This window comes from Alteromonas sp. AWJ4_197, assembly GCF_056160285.1.
The window spans coordinates 299,415-315,621 of sequence record NZ_JBSWWW010000003.1 but is presented as its reverse complement, the minus strand read 5'-3'; the positions used below and the strand labels follow the sequence as shown (position 1 = coordinate 315,621).

The 16,207-nt window shown below is 48.8% G+C and carries 19 protein-coding genes; 12 read left to right on the top strand and 7 right to left on the bottom strand.

Annotated elements, in window-relative coordinates:
* Positions 1–17 precede the first annotated feature (17 nt).
* Both ACXAGC_RS08000 and ACXAGC_RS07995 read right to left on the bottom strand, forming a co-directional pair.
* Positions 18–2,159 (bottom strand): TonB-dependent siderophore receptor, encoded by a 2,142-nt coding sequence (locus ACXAGC_RS08000; RefSeq protein ID WP_474843930.1) that lies wholly within the window; start codon positions 2,157–2,159, stop codon positions 18–20.
* Between the two features lie 274 nt (positions 2,160–2,433).
* Positions 2,434–3,387, bottom strand: a complete 954-nt coding sequence (locus ACXAGC_RS07995) for a cation diffusion facilitator family transporter (protein ID WP_474843929.1) — start codon at positions 3,385–3,387, stop codon at positions 2,434–2,436.
* Positions 3,388–3,503: 116 nt separating this feature from the next.
* Here ACXAGC_RS07995 and ACXAGC_RS07990 point away from each other — a divergent pair, with 116 nt between their 5' ends.
* Genes ACXAGC_RS07990 through ACXAGC_RS07975 form a run of 4 tightly spaced genes read left to right on the top strand, consistent with a single transcriptional unit; the run spans position 3,504 to position 7,890 of the window.
* Positions 3,504–4,316, top strand: coding sequence for a hypothetical protein (locus tag ACXAGC_RS07990; protein WP_474843928.1), 813 nt, complete (start codon positions 3,504–3,506; stop codon positions 4,314–4,316).
* 9 nt (positions 4,317–4,325) lie between these two features.
* A complete protein-coding gene (locus ACXAGC_RS07985) occupies positions 4,326–5,363 on the top strand; it encodes an extracellular solute-binding protein (protein ID WP_474843927.1) in 1,038 nt (345 codons plus the stop codon).
* On the top strand, positions 5,360–6,880 hold the full coding sequence (locus tag ACXAGC_RS07980) for an ABC transporter permease (protein WP_474843926.1): 1,521 nt from the start codon (positions 5,360–5,362) through the stop codon (positions 6,878–6,880). Before ACXAGC_RS07985 ends, ACXAGC_RS07980 begins: the two co-directional genes overlap by 4 nt.
* Positions 6,880–7,890 carry an ABC transporter ATP-binding protein gene (locus ACXAGC_RS07975; RefSeq protein ID WP_474843925.1) on the top strand — a complete coding sequence of 337 codons (1,011 nt, stop codon included), beginning with the start codon at positions 6,880–6,882 and terminating at the stop codon, positions 7,888–7,890. Before ACXAGC_RS07980 ends, ACXAGC_RS07975 begins: the two co-directional genes overlap by 1 nt.
* A gap of 37 nt (positions 7,891–7,927) precedes the next feature.
* Here ACXAGC_RS07975 and ACXAGC_RS07970 read toward each other — a convergent pair whose 3' ends face one another.
* The 5 genes from ACXAGC_RS07970 to ACXAGC_RS07950 all read right to left on the bottom strand — a co-directional run bounded on the left by ACXAGC_RS07970 (position 7,928) and on the right by ACXAGC_RS07950 (position 12,359).
* Positions 7,928–9,004: a methionine synthase gene (locus ACXAGC_RS07970; RefSeq protein WP_474843923.1), complete on the bottom strand. Its 1,077-nt coding sequence runs from the start codon at positions 9,002–9,004 to the stop codon at positions 7,928–7,930.
* 24 nt (positions 9,005–9,028) lie between these two features.
* Positions 9,029–10,015, bottom strand: coding sequence for a DUF1852 domain-containing protein (locus ACXAGC_RS07965; RefSeq protein WP_474843921.1), 987 nt, complete (start codon positions 10,013–10,015; stop codon positions 9,029–9,031).
* A 169-nt stretch (positions 10,016–10,184) separates the two neighbouring features.
* Positions 10,185–11,798: a PepSY-associated TM helix domain-containing protein gene (locus ACXAGC_RS07960; RefSeq protein WP_474843919.1), complete on the bottom strand. Its 1,614-nt coding sequence runs from the start codon at positions 11,796–11,798 to the stop codon at positions 10,185–10,187.
* Positions 11,795–12,094 (bottom strand): hypothetical protein, encoded by a 300-nt coding sequence (locus ACXAGC_RS07955; RefSeq protein WP_474843917.1) that lies wholly within the window; start codon positions 12,092–12,094, stop codon positions 11,795–11,797. Before ACXAGC_RS07955 ends, ACXAGC_RS07960 begins: the two co-directional genes overlap by 4 nt.
* Position 12,095: 1 nt before the next feature.
* The gene (locus tag ACXAGC_RS07950) at positions 12,096–12,359 is read right to left on the bottom strand and encodes a hypothetical protein (protein WP_474843915.1); all 264 of its coding nucleotides are present in this window, start codon (positions 12,357–12,359) and stop codon (positions 12,096–12,098) included.
* 202 nt (positions 12,360–12,561) lie between these two features.
* Between ACXAGC_RS07950 and ACXAGC_RS07945 the strand changes: the two genes are divergently transcribed.
* The 8 genes from ACXAGC_RS07945 (at position 12,562) to ACXAGC_RS07910 (ending at position 16,169) form a co-directional block, all read left to right on the top strand.
* Positions 12,562–13,764 (top strand): putative manganese transporter, encoded by a 1,203-nt coding sequence (locus ACXAGC_RS07945; RefSeq protein ID WP_474843913.1) that lies wholly within the window; start codon positions 12,562–12,564, stop codon positions 13,762–13,764.
* A gap of 138 nt (positions 13,765–13,902) precedes the next feature.
* Positions 13,903–14,256, top strand: a complete 354-nt coding sequence (locus ACXAGC_RS07940) for a hypothetical protein (RefSeq protein ID WP_119499646.1) — start codon at positions 13,903–13,905, stop codon at positions 14,254–14,256.
* A gap of 10 nt (positions 14,257–14,266) precedes the next feature.
* Positions 14,267–14,713 carry a hypothetical protein gene (locus tag ACXAGC_RS07935; protein ID WP_474843911.1) on the top strand — a complete coding sequence of 149 codons (447 nt, stop codon included), beginning with the start codon at positions 14,267–14,269 and terminating at the stop codon, positions 14,711–14,713.
* Between the two features lie 18 nt (positions 14,714–14,731).
* Complete coding sequence (locus ACXAGC_RS07930; protein WP_474843909.1) at positions 14,732–14,944, top strand: hypothetical protein; 213 nt, start codon at positions 14,732–14,734, stop codon at positions 14,942–14,944.
* Positions 14,945–14,946: 2 nt separating this feature from the next.
* On the top strand, positions 14,947–15,429 hold the full coding sequence (gene sodN / locus ACXAGC_RS07925) for a superoxide dismutase, Ni (RefSeq protein ID WP_474843907.1): 483 nt from the start codon (positions 14,947–14,949) through the stop codon (positions 15,427–15,429).
* A complete protein-coding gene (locus ACXAGC_RS07920) occupies positions 15,429–15,713 on the top strand; it encodes a S26 family signal peptidase (protein WP_474843905.1) in 285 nt (94 codons plus the stop codon). Before sodN ends, ACXAGC_RS07920 begins: the two co-directional genes overlap by 1 nt.
* A 23-nt stretch (positions 15,714–15,736) precedes the next feature.
* The gene (locus ACXAGC_RS07915; RefSeq protein ID WP_474844151.1) at positions 15,737–15,919 is read left to right on the top strand and encodes a DUF4160 domain-containing protein; all 183 of its coding nucleotides are present in this window, start codon (positions 15,737–15,739) and stop codon (positions 15,917–15,919) included.
* A gap of 4 nt (positions 15,920–15,923) precedes the next feature.
* Positions 15,924–16,169 carry a DUF2442 domain-containing protein gene (locus ACXAGC_RS07910; RefSeq protein WP_474843903.1) on the top strand — a complete coding sequence of 82 codons (246 nt, stop codon included), beginning with the start codon at positions 15,924–15,926 and terminating at the stop codon, positions 16,167–16,169.
* Positions 16,170–16,207: the final 38 nt, after the last annotated feature.

Sequence of the window (16,207 nt, the reverse complement as noted above, 5' to 3'; positions counted from 1 at the left end):
GCGTATCTGTCCTGTTATCAGAACGAGTAGTTAAATCTCACTTGTGTGAAACGCGGTTGACCATACTGGATTTGCGCGTTGCTTGAGATGTAGTTGTAGTACTCTTCGTCAAACAGATTGTTTACGTTAAGCTGAACGTCGACCCGGTCGCTGAAGCTGTATTTTGCCATCAGGTTTGTAATGGCAACGGCTTCCTGGGTAACACCGCTTTGCGACACTTCGTCCATCCAGTTCACACCACCACCAATGGTGAGGCCCGGCATGCTGTCGATAAAGTTGTAGGTAGTGAACAGTTTGAACTGCTTACGGGGATAGCTTGGGTTAACGTCGTTACCTTCCGCATCTTCGGCTTCAAACTGTGACCAGCCCACATTGATGTTCCAGCCATCCACGGGCTGACCCACCACTTCCACTTCAAAACCGGTACTTTCAGTACCCTGTGCTTCCCGCTGGGCAATGGTGGCCGGCGAGTCAGGAACATAATAAGGCGTACCGTCTTCAGCGATGTCGTCCTGAGCCAGGTTATCCTGATCAATTTTAAATACCGAGATAGCCGTGTTCAAACGCTCGTCAAGGAAGCGGCTCTTCAGACCTATTTCATAGGTAACGCCCTGCAGGGAATCCAGGTATTCACCGTAACGGTTTACCGCATTCTGAGGCTGGAAAATATCGGTGTAGCTTGCGTAAACGCGGTGCTGCTCTGTTACGTCATACAACAGGCCGGCGTAAGGAATAAATACACCTGTTTCACCAAAATCTGTAGGTGTGCCGTAGCTGTTACCGGAACGTTCCCAACTGGCAATCCGTCCACCGGCAATCACTTTTAACTGCTCAGTCAGGTTAAGACGGGTGGCAGCGTAAAAGCCTTTCTGTTCGGTATCCATGTCCTGAGCAACAGTGTCCGGCGCGTCAGTCCATACCGGCTCGCTCCACTCATTGCCCCAGGTGTAGAAATCAGAGATGGCAAGAGGGTCGCTGCTCACAACAGAGTAGGTTTCAGCGATGGCAGACTGGTCACTGTACAAACCGCCAATAACGAATTCATGCATGGTATCAAACAGCTTGTAGTCACCCTTTACCTGAATATCCAGGCTGTCCAGTGAGCTTTCGCCCTCTGCACGGTAGGGCCATGCAATAAGGCCGGCCCCGGTTTCTTTATCCAGTGAACCGTACACGTATAGCAATCTGACATCCGGCTTTTTGTAATCCATGCGGTTATAGTTAACACGCAGTTCCCAGCCGTTGTTAAAGGTGTGCTCTACGTTGGCAAAGATGTTGGTGTTTTTCGTTTCCCAGCGGGTCCAGTCAGCAGACGTGGTGGTTGATACGTCCCAGTCTGTCGGCGTGCCGTCACTGTATAAACCTACCAGACCACCCCAGAAGTTACCTTTTGGTACGTTATTCTGGTAGCTCATGCCTACGCGCACCAGCGTTCTGTCGGTGATGTCACCTTCAACAACACCGTACAGTACGGTAGATTCGTTTGTGAAGATGTCCAGGTAAGATTCACTGTCTTCATACTTGGCCACTACACGGCCACGAATAGTGCCTTCGTCATTCAGTCCGGTTGATACGTCTGCCATGACTTCAAAATTGTTCCATGTGCCCAGTGCAAAGCTCACGTCACCCGCTAAATCAGTGCTGTCTGCATGCTTGCGCACCAGGTTTATAGAACCGGAAGGATCGCCCACACCGGTTAGCAGGCCGGTAGAACCGCGTACAAATTCAACCCGCTCAAAAATCGCCACATCTGCGACAGTTTCACCGGAATCCGCCGCCAGACTCCAGGGTAACGGTACGCCGTCAATCTGGTAAGTGGTGATATCGAAACCACGGGACTGCAGGGTGTTCCGCACATTATCCAACATGCGGAAAGACACACCTGTTGTGTTTTGTACTACGTCAATGACGGTATCCAGCGCCTGGTCACGAATACGCTCTTTAGTGATAACGCTCACTGATTGCGGCGTTTCCTGCAGCGTCAGGCCCAGACCTGTGGCCGTATCGATTCGTTCTGTTACGGTATATTTACCGGTCACTTCAACGTGTTCCAGGGTGTCATCGGAAGGAGCAGCTTCCTGCGCCATCGCCAGAGCGGGAGTGAGTGACAGCATTACAGCCGTTGCCACGGGTGCTAAGCGGTTTTCAGGTGTTTTCATAATGTCTCCAAAGTGTTGTAGTTATTTCCGGGCTTTGCGCCTCTGATTATTTGATATGTAAAGGGCTACCAGTAATGCGCCAACGGTCATTTCGTAGCACCAGTAAACGATGCCCTCAGCAATCTGTCTCTGAAGCGTGAAAACATAATCTTAATACTTGGTTTTAGAAGAGTGACTACCGTGGATCGCCAGAGGCAGCAAGTATGAAAGCGCCTAATTCTATCTTAAGTTAAATCCAAATGATAATTGTTTTTATTTTCGTGATGTGTCCTGATCACTGTGAACCGGACGCCGGATAATCCTCTACATCCTCGATGACCCTGCGTTCAAGTCTGGCTTCGCCCTCGGGATCAGCATGAATAATTACGTCGGCGTCGGTAAATGCACCTTCTATCTGCAATTCAACTTCATCGGTGATGTCGTGGGCTTCGCGGAAAGACAGTCCGGCATCAAGCTGAATGTCGAGCTGTATAAAGCTCTTATCACCGGCGCGGCGGGTACGCAAAGCGTGATAGCTCAGAACATTGGAATTGGCTTCAAGAATTTGTTTTATGGTTTCTTTATCTTCGGCAGGCAACTCTTCGTCCATGAGTTGGGGAATGGCTATTTTTGTTACCTGCCAGGCGGAATGTGTGAGAACTAATCCCATTGTCAAACCGGCCACGGCATCCAGTCTTGGAATATCGTAGTAACTACCTGTGAATACTGCCAGCAGCGCACCGGTAATAGCAAAGATGTCGCCAATGTAATGAGCCCGGTCAGACTGAATGATTAATGAACGGGTTCGCTTTAATGCCAGCGTCTGGAATGATACCAGCAGAATGGTTGCAATCAGCGAAAACAGAAGTACGCCAACCGCAATGTCAGGTCGGGTAACCGGTTCCGGATCCACAAGATGATGCACCGACTCCCACAATACCAGCGATGCCGAAGCACTTATCAGGGCGACCTGGCCAAGAGCGAATAACGCTTCTGCTTTATGGTGTCCAAATTTGTGATTGGTATCAGGTTGAAGGGCGGCATATGAGGCCACACCTGCGGCTGCAACACTGACCAGTAAATCGATACCACTGTCGGCAAGTGAGCCGAGAATGGCAGCAGAACCAGTGATAAACCAGCCGCCGATTTTTAGCAGGCAGAGCAGGGAAGCCACGCACACCGCCGCACCTGTTGCTACTTTCACCCATCTGCTGCGTTCATTGCGGCATTCACTTGTGTTTGCATTCATGGGATTTTCTTCTGCGACAGAGTATGTTTGACTGTTATAACACATAACGTCTATGGCTTTACTTGCCAATTGATAATAAGTATCATTTTCAAAAAATGAACATTTAAGGATTAATCATGACTTTCTCAGGATCAACCCGTTGTAAAATTGCCTTAGTGCTGGCACTTTCTACCGGCAGTTTTTCTTCTCAGGTATCAGCAAATGGTGCTATCGGTGATCACGTAAATAACCTTCACGCGCACCTGGGCGAATACTCAGAAGAAGTGCAGTGGCTGGAAGATAAATTTGGTGCCGTCGTTGATGCCTACGAAAAGCAGGGCAAAGGAAAAGTCGATACTGACGTTATGATTGAGTACTGGGAAGAAGTAGATTTCCATTCAGCCATTGAGACACAGTATGTGCCTGTTTACGCCACAATCTGGCAAGGCATTTACGGTGTAAAAACAGCCATCGATAGCGGGGCCGCTACGACAGCCGTCCGTGCTGAAGAGGCAAAACTGGTACATGCCCTCTGGCAGGGCCTGGGGGCGGTAAAACTGGCCTCTCAATATCAGAAAAAAGGGCTTATCGAGCAGGTTCAGACCACCGAAGCTGAACCGACAACGCCAACAGAAGTCATTGATGACATCAAAGTACGTCTTGACCGCGTAGTAGCAAAGTATGCAGAACAGTTGTCTGAAGTGGCAACCACACTGGTGTTTGATACCTACCTGCAACGTTTTGAAGGTATTGAAGGTGCGCTAATTGAATTGGATGCGCCACTGGTTGAAGATCTTGAGAAAGATTTTAACGTATCTTTACCGCAAGCTATCGAGCAAGACAAAGGCGTGGATGCAGTGCGTGAAGTTGTCAACGCCATGCAGGTTAAGTTAGATAAAGCCTATGCGTTGCTGGCAGAAGCAGAAAAAAATCGTAAGAGCGTGTTTTAAGGAATCACTATGCAACGCAGAACATTCGTCCGGGGCCTGGGACTGGCTGGTTTAGCTGGCGGTTTCGGGCTGTTACCCGGCATGTCCTTCGCTATTCCGGCAACCGCGGTATCTGTTGATTCACTGCCAAAATTGAAAGGCGACCTCACGCTTTATCTTGGCAGAGGCGAAGGCGGACTTTACGAGAACGTCCTTGAAGCGATCAAGAAAAAGAACCCGGAACTGAATTTACAAATTCGTCGCGGTGCGACGGCCGAGCTGGCCAATATGCTGGTCGCCGAAGCTAAAGCCGGCGTGAAACGGGCGGATTTGTTCTGGGCAGTAGATACCGGTTCTATTGGTATGATTACTGATCAGGGGCTGGCAAAGCCCCTGCCAGACGACATGGTCAATCAGCTGAAACCGGGTTTTCAGTACCCTATGTGGTCGCCGGTAACCGGACGTATCCGCACTTTACCTTTTAATACTGAGCGGGTGAGTGCAGACCAGATCCCTGACAGTGTGATGGCCCTTGCCGACACTGATTTAAAGCTAGGCTGGGCACCTGCATACGCCTCTTTTCAGTCATTTGTCACCGCAATGCGCATTCTCGAAGGTGAGAAAGCAACGGCCAACTGGCTGAAAGGTGTGAATAGCAGGGCGAAGAAATATGCCGGTGAACTCGGTGTGGTGATGGGCGTTGAGCGTGGTGAGGTGGACCTGGGCTTTGCCAATCACTACTACACGTTAAGGCTTAAGTCCGGCAAGCCGGATGCCACCGTAGATATTGCCTACACAAAAGGTGATGCGGGGTGCCTGGTGAATGCCTCCGGCATTATTTCGCTCACTGAAGGTGATTTACCGGTAAACTTTATCCGTTACCTGCTGACCAGAGAAGTGCAATCTTATCTGGCGTCTGAAGCCTATGAAATTCCACTGGTCGGCGGCGTAGCGCCGCCTGATGGTCTCACGCCTCTGAGCAGTATTTCTCCTCCTGATTTGGATCTTCGTAAGTTAGCTGATATAAGACCGACATTAGACTTAATGAGGAATGTTGGCGTTCTGTGAAAAACCTGCCTAAATCGTACCCCTTTGCAATCATCATTGCGGTGATTGCAATTTTACCCGTCGGGGTTTTATTTTCCCTTGCCTCTGATGATGCTGCGTTTTTTGATACCAGAAATATCACTGTATTAATGAATACGCTGGCATTGATGGGGCTCACGGTGGCAGGGGCTGTGATGGTCGGGGTGCCCCTGGCGTTACTCACAGCATATGTCAGTTTGCCTTTAAAGCGGTTGTGGCTAATTTTATTTGCAGCACCGCTGGCTATGCCAAGTTACCTCGGCGCATTTACCCTCTATTTTTCTTTCGGCCGGGGCGGCGAAATCGAGAGCTTTACCGGTTTGACCATGCCATCCCTGGAAGGACTGTGGGGGGCAGGGCTGGTCATGACGTTGTACACTTATCCGTTTGTGATGATGACCACCCGTTCCGCGCTGCTCAGCCTTGATGCCAGCCAGATAAACGCTGCCCGTACATTAGGATTATCATTAACTGCCAGTATCTGGCGCATCGTTTTGCCACGGGTCGTAAACAGTATTGCCGCCGGGGCATTGCTGGCGGCGCTGTATGCGCTATCGGATTTCGGGACGCCGGCAATCATGGGGCTGGATACATTTACCCGGGTAATATTCGTGGAATACAACGCCTTTGGTCTCAGTCAGGCAGCCATGCTATCGCTGCAGTTAATGCTGATAGTCGTGCTTATTCTCTTCATCGAATCTCAAATCCGTGGTGCTAAAGAACGACCGGGCAAACACATTCAAATACATGTTCATCCGGCGAAAAGTCTTGGTTTTGTGAGTCTGTTCTCACCGGTTATTCTGTTGTCTCTGGTTCTGCCTCTTGGTATTTTTGTGCTGTGGCTGGCCCGGGAGGGAGCTGAAGGCTTTGATATTACCTATGCATGGAATTCCGCCTACGCCTCCATGATGGCCGCGGTTGTCGCAGTCATTCTGGCGATTCCCGTTGCCCATGCCGCTATTGCCGGCCGGGTAGGGCGATTCTTTGAGCGAATAACGTATTTTGGATTCGGTGTCCCCGGCATTGTAATGGGCACAGCGCTGGTTTATCTCGGATTACAAATTCCGGTACTGTATCAGACGCTGGGCTTGCTGGTGATTGCCTATGTATTGCGCTTTTTGCCGCTGGCTGTGAGTACAGTTCGCAGTACTACTGAGAATCAGGATGGTGGCCTGGTAAACGCTGCGCGGGTACTGGGGGCTTCGCCCAGAGAAGCGTTTTTCCGTATTACCTTACCTCTGACTGCGCGGGGCATGATTGCCGGTGCCGCATTGGTTTTCCTTGAAGTGATGCGTGAATTACCGGCAACATTGATGCTCGGGCCTACAGGTTTTGAAACGTTAGCAACGTACCTGTGGCGTGTTTATGAAGCTGGCTATTTCGGACGTGCCGCCGTACCTGGTTTATGTCTGGTGTTTATTTCCGGGCTCGGGTTAATCCTGATGCTTACCGGCGAGCGAAAAGCAGAATTTTCAGTTAATGAGAGTCAACATTCCTGATGCTAGAAGTTAATGGTTTATCAGTCGATTATGGATCTAATCGGGTAGTGCGAAATTTAGATCTTAAGCTTAACGAAAGCGAGATCTTAATGTTAGTCGGGCCCACCGGTTGTGGAAAAACGACAGTTTTACAAGCACTCGCGGGTTTGATCCCCGTAACTGAAGGGAAAATTGCTCAGGGTGGATGGGTTTCCACGCCAGAAAAATCGGTACCACCGGAAAAACGCAACGTGGGGATGGTGTTCCAGGACTTTGCACTCTTTCCCCATCTCACCGTAGAGCAAAATGTTCAGTTCAGATTGAAAGACAATATGTTGGCTGATCACTGGTTGGAATTACTGGGACTGAGTGACTTCCGGCACGCTAAGCCAGCACGGTTATCCGGTGGACAAAAGCAGCGGGTAGCATTGGCCAGAACGCTGGCACATGAGCCTGCTTATGTATTACTCGACGAACCGCTCTCCAATTTGGATGCCGCATTAAAAGACAGCTTACGCTGGGATATTCGTGATGCCCTCAAAAAGGCGGGTGTACCGGCAATTTGGGTAACCCACGATCAGGATGAAGCCCTGTCGGTCGGTGACAGAGTGGGGATCTTAAATAAAGGTGTGCTTGAACAACTGGATACACCTGAGCAGTGTTTTGAAAAGCCGGCCAGTAAATTTGTTGCACGTTTTCTTGGTGAAGCCAGTTTTCTCAAAGGGCGTATTTCCGGCAATAAAGTAGAAACCGCCATCGGCAGCGCACCGGTGTATTCAACTGTCAATCAGCAAGAATTAGTGGAGTTGCTGGTAAGGCCCGACGATGTGATTATTACCGAAAAGCCGGAGCAGGCAAACGCGACGGTGTTACGCAGCCGCTTTGAAGGTGGCAGCAGATTATTGTTCGCTGCGCTGGATTCGGGGGAAACTGTGAGTGTAAGAGTGTCTCATGAATTGAAAGTAATGCCGGAGCAGCGGGTATTACTCACCTTGCAATCCGCCCACCCGTTATCAGCATTTAATTTATAAGTCTCGCCGGCCGGGCAAAAAATATATCGGAAGCACATTACCGGTTAATACGGTTAATGTGCTTCAATCCCCAAGAAAACAGATATTGAGCAGATAGCTCTTTTCTGACAATATCAGCGCCCGCTGCCAGGGCCTCAAGCTTACCCCTCGCAATGTCCCGGGAAAGAGGAGCCATGCCGCAGTTGGTACAAGGATAAAGCTTGTCCGCATCAACGTATTTCAGTGCTTCCCGGATAGTCGCTGCCACTTCTTCTGCCGTTTCAATTTCCGGGGTAGCCACATCAATGGCGCCAACCATGACTTTCTTACCCTTAAGTAACTCAAGGACTTCAAATGGCACACGCCCGTTGTGGCACTCCAGTGAAATAATGTCGATGCTTGATTGCTGAATGGCAGGGAACGTTTTTTCATAATGACGCCACTCTGCTCCGAGAGTTTTTTTCCAGTCTGTATTGGCTTTAATGCCGTAGCCATAACAAATGTGAACGGCAGTCTCGCATTTTAAACCTTCACAGGCTTTTTCCAGCGCTTCGATTCCCCACTCATTAACTTCATCGAGGAACACGTTAAAGGCAGGCTCATCAAACTGAATAATATTCACGCCTGCGGCTTCAAGCTCTTTAGCTTCTTCATTCAACGCTTTTGCGAATTCGAAAGCTAACGTTTTACGATCTTTATAATAATCATCATAGAGCGTATCAACCATGGTCATCGGACCGGGAAGTGCCCACTTGATGGGGCGATCGGTTTGCGCCCGCAGGAACTTAGCATCGTCAGTGAACACAGGTTTCTGGCGGCTTACCGGGCCGACGATACCGGGCACGCTGGCATCGTAGCGGTTACGAATTCTGACTGTTTTTTTATTTTCAAAGTCAACGCCGCTTAAGTTTTCAATGAAGGTTGTGACAAAGTGCTGACGGGTCTGTTCACCGTCACTGACAATATCGATACCTGATTTTTCCTGTTCTTGCAGCGTCACTCTAAGGGCATCGTTTTTACCTGCAGCGAGGGCTTCTCCCTCAAGTTTCCATGGAGACCAGAGCTGTTCAGGTTGCGCCAGCCACGATGGTTTTGGCAGACTTCCGGCGGTGGAGGTCGGGAATAATTTTGTCATTGTAATACTACCTGTACCTTAAAATCAGATTGCTGACGCAGCAACGCCAGAGGCCCATTGCTGAAGCGTATTTTGATGTTTCTGAATGAAGTTTTCTTCGCACCATTTACCCTGCTCGATGGCAAGGCGGGCGCGTTCTTCCTTGTCGTACACCACCTGAGTAACGGAATAATCGTGATTTCTTAAACTTGGCTTGTACACCTCACCAGCGACAGAATTCGTGTTGTAGATTTCCGGACGATAAATCTTCTGGAAGGTTTCCATGGTGCTCAGCGTGCTGATGAGCTCCAGTAAGCTGTAGTCGTTCAACAGATCACCGAAGAAAAAGAACGCATAGGGCGCTGAGCTGTTAACAGGCATAAAATAACGAACTTTCATGCCCATGGTTCTGAAATACTGCTCCGTTAACGATGTTTCATCAGGTTTATATTCCGTGCCTAACACCGGGTGCTGATTACTGGTACGGTGATAGGTTTTGTTGTCTGAAACACTCAGGCAGATCACCGGCGGTTTACTGAAGTTCTCTTTATAAGCGCCGGAACTGATGAAGTCCTGAAACATTTTTCCGTGTAGTTCACCATAGTTATCCGGTACAGAGAAATGGTCTTTTCCCTCATTGTGCTTGCGTAACACCACACTGAAATCGTAGTCGCGCACATAAGAAGAGAAATTGTTACCCACAATGCCTTCAATACGTTTATTCGTATAATGATCGACAACGCTGGTTTTCAATATTTCAATCGTCGGGAAGGTCTCACCATTGCCTTCAACATCAACGTCGACATGCACGATATCGAGTTCAACGGAATAACGGTCTTTTTTAGGGTTATCCCAGTGTGCCAGACTATTGAAGTTGTTATTGATCATGTTAATTGCTTTGCGCAGGTTTTCCCGGCGGGCTTCACCACGGGCCAGGTTTGCAAAGTTCGTGGTAAGACGTGTATCGTCCGCAGGAGAGTAGTGCTCATCAAAGCGAACGGTCTTAATGGAATAAGTGAAATCGCTACTCATAATAGTCTGGTGCCCCATGCTCAAAACAAAAACTAACATTTAATGTGTTGAGCTGATTGTAGGGCGAGTTAACTATGATGAATATTGATATTAATTAATGGTTGTATGAGCCGTTTTCATGGTTTGGGGCGTGACCCGAATTGCCGCTGTTTTTCAATAGTCATGGCTATCATTCCGTCACTATTTTGCCAGACGCGGAAGGCGAATCAACGGAAGCGTCTTTTATATACCAGATGCTATTTTTCTCTCCCCGTAAAGCCCGCGCACGGGTCTTCAAAGCACCTTTAAAAAATACATAAGCGAAGATACAGGCTGTCGCTTCAATCCACAGATTACTGGCTGTGAGCCGCCACGATACTGCGGGTAAAACGAGACTGATAAGCGTAGTGACAGGAATACAAGCACAACATAAACTCAACAAGAGTTGCAAATGAATGGCGCTGCGTGCAGCACCTTTCAGGAAGCTGTAGGCCAACGCCAGCAGGAACACAGTGAAATAAACCCAAAGGTATGACTGATTTACCGGCTGTCCGAATATGTACATCCATTTTGAAGAAAGTAATGTTGCTGCCACGCCCAGCATTGACCCCACGCACACACCAACAGTGAGGTTTGCCATGACCGCGTTAGATGTGGATTGCACTGCCTGCTTCTTTCGTCTCTTTTCCAGCCACAGTAAATTTCCTGTGTAGAACAATGCTGCACCCATCAGGCCTAAAAAGAAGTATACCCAGCGGCCAAACGTACCTGCAAAGTTACCAAAATGCAGCGCAAATAAGCTTTTTACCAGCGGCCAGTATTCGCCATTTTCATCACTGCTGAGTGTGGAGTAGGTAACTTGTTGTGTGAAAGGGTGCATTAAGATCACGTCAGAATCGGCAGTACGCTGGAGCACACCTTCCCCTGCAACATCAATGCGTACAGATGCTCTTTCTGTATCCAGATTTGAAAAGCTGAGTTGTTTGACCCGGTACCCTGTTGTGGTTTCATTCACCTTCTGTATGAAACTGGACATCGGCGGTAAGGCAGAAAGCGGGTAGACGTCAGAAGACTGACCGCCGCGCTGAAACATGGGCTCATCGCCATAAATGTAGTCCAGTCCGTCGTAGATGATGTCATGAAAAGCAAACACTACCACAGTCCAGGCAATGATCAGGTGGAAGGGCAGGCTGGTGATGCCGAGCAGATTATGGGTGTCGAGCCAGAAACGGCTGGCTCCTTTCTTCTGGCGAAGCGAGAAGAAGCTTTTCACCAGTGTTGGCAGCAGAAAGATAACCCCCGATACCAGCGCAACAAAGTAGAGTGCAGAGGCAATGCCCATTATCACCACGCCAAGATCTTCGTGTCCGACTTTACCGGGAATGCCTGCGGTTCTGTGCAGTTGATCAATCAGATCTCCGAGCACATTTTGTTCGCTGACGCTGGAGTACACTTCACCATGTTCGTTTAACGAGGCACTGAGAATCACACTGTTCAGAGAGATACCCCTTCCACCACCCTGTTCATACCAGAAAAGCGGAGATTGATTTTCTTCAAGGCTGACAGTAAAACCTTTGACAACATTTTTATGCGCCGCTGCGGCCTGTTGAATCAACGTATCATATTCATTCAGTTCTACCTGAGGTAAATGCGTATCAGCGGGTATAGCCCATTCTGTAATGGGGGCTTTGAACATGGTTAGTGCACCGGCGAAAAAGGCAATAAAGAGTACAAGGCCCGATGTTATACCTGTCCAGGTATGTACAGATTGATAGATACGGATAATGTCGCTGCGGATTTTCATACTGCGCTCCTGAGTAAGGCAAAAAGACCCCAGCAAGCCAGGTTTGCTGCTCCGAGCCAAAGAAAGGCACTGCGGCCAGATTTAAACAGAAAACCAAATGCCACGATTATCAACCAGATGAAGGGGACCATCCACATGGTAAACTGGTCCTTATTAACGGCACCGATCCCGCCCGGGCCATACCAGGCGAATAGTCCCACAATTGCGAAGGATAAAGTCAGGCCAAGTAAGCAGCAGGCAATACTCTTACTCCACCAGTCGGTACGGATTTTTTGTTCTTGCTTAAGCCTGCTCATATCACGTTACCTTTCCCGCTTTAAATAACGTCATAACAGGCACAATGACGGACAGCACCGCCAGCAGAAGAGCCCAGGTAAATATGGCTGCGGCGACAGTCATGATTTGTAACCAGATCACCAGGGAAGCGCCGAGGAAAATATAGCCGGCGTACCTGAAAGCGGGACCTCCCTGCGAAGACGCAAACCGCTGGTTTTTATTGGAAAAGTACAGTAAGGCCATTCCCGCCAGCGCAGTGAGAAAGGCAACTAAGGAGAAAAGCATGAATGTCGGTCCCTGAAATCTAATGCAAAATAAACTAAAGTCTAATTTGTAATGATAATGATTTTCACTCATCTAGTACAGATTGAATTTATGCTAATGAGAATGATTTTTATTTGAGTTTTATCTCAGCTGATCCTATGATTCTATTCAGGGGTAATCCATATCAATGGGTTAAATTGCGGGCAGGCTTTTGAGAAGCAAAATGAATGAATCTGTTTCTACAATGCAAACGATGCGTATTGCACTGAAATCACACGGTTGGCTTGTGAACAAGCGTCTGTTTCTGCCTGTTATTCTGCTTTCTTTTTTATGGTGGCCTTTCAGCCGTGAAACGACTCAGCAGGTTCTTGCTGACGCGTTCTTTCAGGTGGGGGCTTTTGTTTACGCATCTCTGGCGTTGTATTACCTATGTACATTACGGGTGCCCGCAGAGACCATCAGCCGGTTCATTGCCCGCCATCCGTTTTATGAAGTCTTCATTGCCGCTTTTCTGGGGGCTTTACCCGGCTGCGGTGGCGCAATCATTGTTGTTACTCAATACACAAGAGGGGTAGCAAGCTTCGGTTCCGTTGTGGCAGTGCTCACCAGTACAATGGGTGATGCGGCATTCTTACTGTTGGCCCGGCAGCCGGCAGATGGTCTCACAGTGATGGCCGTCGGCATGGTGGTGGGGTCACTTACCGGAATCATTGTTAACCGTTTTCACAACTACCGGCCTAAACTTATTGAAGATGAGTTCAGCAGTCCTCAGGACGACAGTCACACTTCTGCGTCCATGAGAGTAAGCAAAGCACTGACCGGGCTGGCAACACGTTTCTGGCTGGTGATCAGTATTCCTGCTCTGCTTATCGCCATGGCTTTGGCGCTGCAAATTAGTCCTGCGGACTATTTACCTGTTTCTGAGCAACAACTCATCCTGTCAGGCGCTGTTCTCGCAATTGTGAGTGTTACGCTCTGGGCTACGGGAAGTGTGGGCACGGGATATTCCTCATTAACCAGTGAAGATCCGGGGTCACAGCCCCCTGACTGGAAACGAAAGGCTGCACTGGACACGCAATTCGTGCTGGTATGGGTGATCATGGCGTTCATGCTTTTTGAGATCAGTATGCTGGTCTTCGGTGTAGATTTAGTCGATGTATTTCAGTCTATGGGGGCAAGTGCCGTAGCACTGGCTATCCTCATCGGCTTCTTACCCGGTTGTGGTCCGCAAATACTTGTTACCACGCTGTACCTCAATGGCGCACTGCCGTTTTCTGCGCAACTGGGTAACGCAATCAGTAACGACGGAGACGCGCTGTTTCCGGCTATTGCGCTTTCTCCCCGCGCTGCGCTGCTGGCAACGCTCTATTCCGGCATACCGGCTTTCCTGGTGGGTTTCGGATATTACTTCCTGTTTGAGCTCTGATCCCAGGCGCTCAGCAGAGATATAAAATTTACTATCAAATAGTAACAATTATCATTTGCATTATTATCCATTCGCATCTAAGGTAGACTTAAGAAAACGGGAAATCACCTAATCTTGTTCACCGTAGAGGATGTCATTATGGATATTACCTTCCTGTGTCCAAAACATACTGAATGGGTGTACAGCCACCCGGAACAGGCTGTGCACTTTCTGGCAAGAGATGAATATCAGGGCTCAATGTTATATGCCGATGGCCAGTACAGAGAGGCTATTGCCTATCTTGGGTGTGCGTTTGATATTGCAGCCATTTTGCTGGAAGTGGACGGGGGAGATAATGACGCCATGCGACTGAAGCTGGAGTCGCTCGGTGACTTGCTTAGCGATGCATATTTCAAGCTCGGATTGGTTCATTATAAGAGCGCCATTGAAATACGGGCTGCCGGACTGCTTTCAACCATGCCTTATTACAATGTGGCGGTGCTGCATGCCTGATGGCGAGGTTATGAATAAAGAATGTCATGCTCATTACGTTATCTGGGAGCGTGTCATTAAAGACGGAAACAGAGACTTTGACGCGGATGTTTTCGAAGGTGCGCGGCTTAAGTATTTACGCGCAGTCGAATTAGCCGTTGCCATGGTCGAAAGCGAACCCTGCATCCGGCCTGCCATCGGTGCATTGCTGGTGAGCTATCACAATCTGGCCGATCTTTACGAGCGGCACGGCTATCTGCTCTTCGCTCTGAATGCGCTGACTAGCGTGTTTCAGCATGTTGAACATCTTCAAAGGGCGAATCCTGCAGAAACAGCGCCCGTCTGGGGCAAGCGCATTGCCTCAGAACAACTCTACCTGTTTAAAAAGCGACACGGCGAAGCGGAAGAATTTCAGAGACCTGCTTTCATCGCCATAAAACCTGACGACATCAGTACCCACCAAAGGTCTCTACATTAATTAACAAGGAGCATCCGCATGTTAAGACACCTGTCTTTTAAGCTTCAACTGGCGTTATCGCTGGTTCTGTTCAGCCCTTTTTTATGGGCACACCCCGGCCATGATCACGCCCACTGGACGAGTACAGTTCTTCATGTTCTGTTTTATGCTTCCATTGCCGCAGCGGCCGCAGCATGTGCCTTTGCGATTTACAAAGTCGTCAAGCGCCAGTCGTTAACGCAGGGAGATTAATCATGTTCCATAAGTTGCTTGAAAAAGTGGATGCTCTGGTCAATTTTGAGCGCGCCAGTGCCCACTGTGATATTCCCTGCAAAATTTATGATCCCGTCAGCGCACAGCTGGCTGCGCTGAGTGTTATCCGCTTTGCTGATCTGATTGAAGAGTTAAACGGTGAAAATCCGGCTCAGCTTGTTCGACTTGTACGTGAAAAAGAAATACATGCGGAAAAGGTAAAACAGGAAATCAGAGTGATCTGGGGTGACTATTTTAAAGCACCACAAATTGAAAAATTTCCTGATGTTCATGAACTGGCACACAAAATCATGATGGCCGGTTCTGCCTGTAAGCAACATACCAGTCGCGACAAAGGTGTGGAGCTGCTTAATCTGGTCAATCAGTTTGCGGAATACTTCTGGGCTTCCAAAGATATTGCAACCTACACAGCTACGTGCCCGTATCCGCCTGCAGAGCAAGTGGTCTATCCTAAACTTGCCTGATGCTGAAACTTCTCGTCGTCGATGGCCGCAGCATGGAGCCGGCACTGAGTGCCGGTACGTTCGTGCTGGTGCGCCATCTTTTCTGGCGACTCCCCCGCATTAACGACATTGTCGCTTTTCGTTGTCAGTCCCGCGGCCTGCTTATCAAAAGGGTTATTTCTGTGGAACCTGAACTCGGGCTCTATCTCGGTGGCGACAATATTGCTGAATCAATCACTTCTGAACAAATAGGCTGGGTAAAACCGGCAGATATCATTGGCAAAGTTCTGTGGCGCAGCCGCTGAGTATTGCTGTACGAAAGGATTGAATAAGGTCAGGTTTAACAGAAATCCCTTTTGCGTTTGACGGTACTATAATAAGTGGCAAGTTGCCGGTTCGTGCGGTAAATATAATTAACGAGTGGATTTCCGCTCACCGGATGGAGTTACTTGAAAACTGGCACCGGGCACAGTGTGGTAAGCCGCTCAATAAAATCAAACCGCTGGAGTAACGTTATGCTTCATGTAGTAAGTGCGAAATATCTGGAAGATTTTAAATTGTGGGTATGTTTTAACGACGGAACTGCAGGAGAAGTGGATCTTCGGGGAAAGCTTAGTGGTCCGGTTTTCGATCCCCTAAAGCAAGAAGCCTATTTCGCAAAAGTATTTGTCGATCAGGAATTGGAAACCGTTGCCTGGCCCAACGGAGCAGATTTGGCTCCCGAGTTTCTTAAAGACAACCTTGCTCAGGTTCCATCCTGACCACAGCTTTAATAGACAGCGCCCGTAACGGGCGCTGT

Coding starts and splice junctions, on each gene's coding strand:
- ACXAGC_RS08000 (WP_474843930.1), bottom strand. CDS start 2,159: ATGAAAACACCTGAAAACCGCTTAGCACCCGTGGCAACGGCTGTAATG.
- ACXAGC_RS07955 (WP_474843917.1), bottom strand. CDS start 12,094: ATGAGCAGGCTTAAGCAAGAACAAAAAATCCGTACCGACTGGTGGAGT.
- ACXAGC_RS07990 (WP_474843928.1), top strand. CDS start 3,504: ATGACTTTCTCAGGATCAACCCGTTGTAAAATTGCCTTAGTGCTGGCA.
- ACXAGC_RS07940 (WP_119499646.1), top strand. CDS start 13,903: ATGGATATTACCTTCCTGTGTCCAAAACATACTGAATGGGTGTACAGC.
- ACXAGC_RS07970 (WP_474843923.1), bottom strand. CDS start 9,004: ATGACAAAATTATTCCCGACCTCCACCGCCGGAAGTCTGCCAAAACCA.
- ACXAGC_RS07975 (WP_474843925.1), top strand. CDS start 6,880: ATGCTAGAAGTTAATGGTTTATCAGTCGATTATGGATCTAATCGGGTA.
- ACXAGC_RS07920 (WP_474843905.1), top strand. CDS start 15,429: ATGCTGAAACTTCTCGTCGTCGATGGCCGCAGCATGGAGCCGGCACTG.
- ACXAGC_RS07935 (WP_474843911.1), top strand. CDS start 14,267: ATGAATAAAGAATGTCATGCTCATTACGTTATCTGGGAGCGTGTCATT.
- ACXAGC_RS07950 (WP_474843915.1), bottom strand. CDS start 12,359: ATGCTTTTCTCCTTAGTTGCCTTTCTCACTGCGCTGGCGGGAATGGCC.
- ACXAGC_RS07965 (WP_474843921.1), bottom strand. CDS start 10,015: ATGAGTAGCGATTTCACTTATTCCATTAAGACCGTTCGCTTTGATGAG.
- ACXAGC_RS07930 (WP_474843909.1), top strand. CDS start 14,732: ATGTTAAGACACCTGTCTTTTAAGCTTCAACTGGCGTTATCGCTGGTT.
- sodN (WP_474843907.1), top strand. CDS start 14,947: ATGTTCCATAAGTTGCTTGAAAAAGTGGATGCTCTGGTCAATTTTGAG.
- ACXAGC_RS07945 (WP_474843913.1), top strand. CDS start 12,562: ATGAATGAATCTGTTTCTACAATGCAAACGATGCGTATTGCACTGAAA.
- ACXAGC_RS07960 (WP_474843919.1), bottom strand. CDS start 11,798: ATGAAAATCCGCAGCGACATTATCCGTATCTATCAATCTGTACATACC.
- ACXAGC_RS07985 (WP_474843927.1), top strand. CDS start 4,326: ATGCAACGCAGAACATTCGTCCGGGGCCTGGGACTGGCTGGTTTAGCT.
- ACXAGC_RS07910 (WP_474843903.1), top strand. CDS start 15,924: ATGCTTCATGTAGTAAGTGCGAAATATCTGGAAGATTTTAAATTGTGG.
- ACXAGC_RS07995 (WP_474843929.1), bottom strand. CDS start 3,387: ATGAATGCAAACACAAGTGAATGCCGCAATGAACGCAGCAGATGGGTG.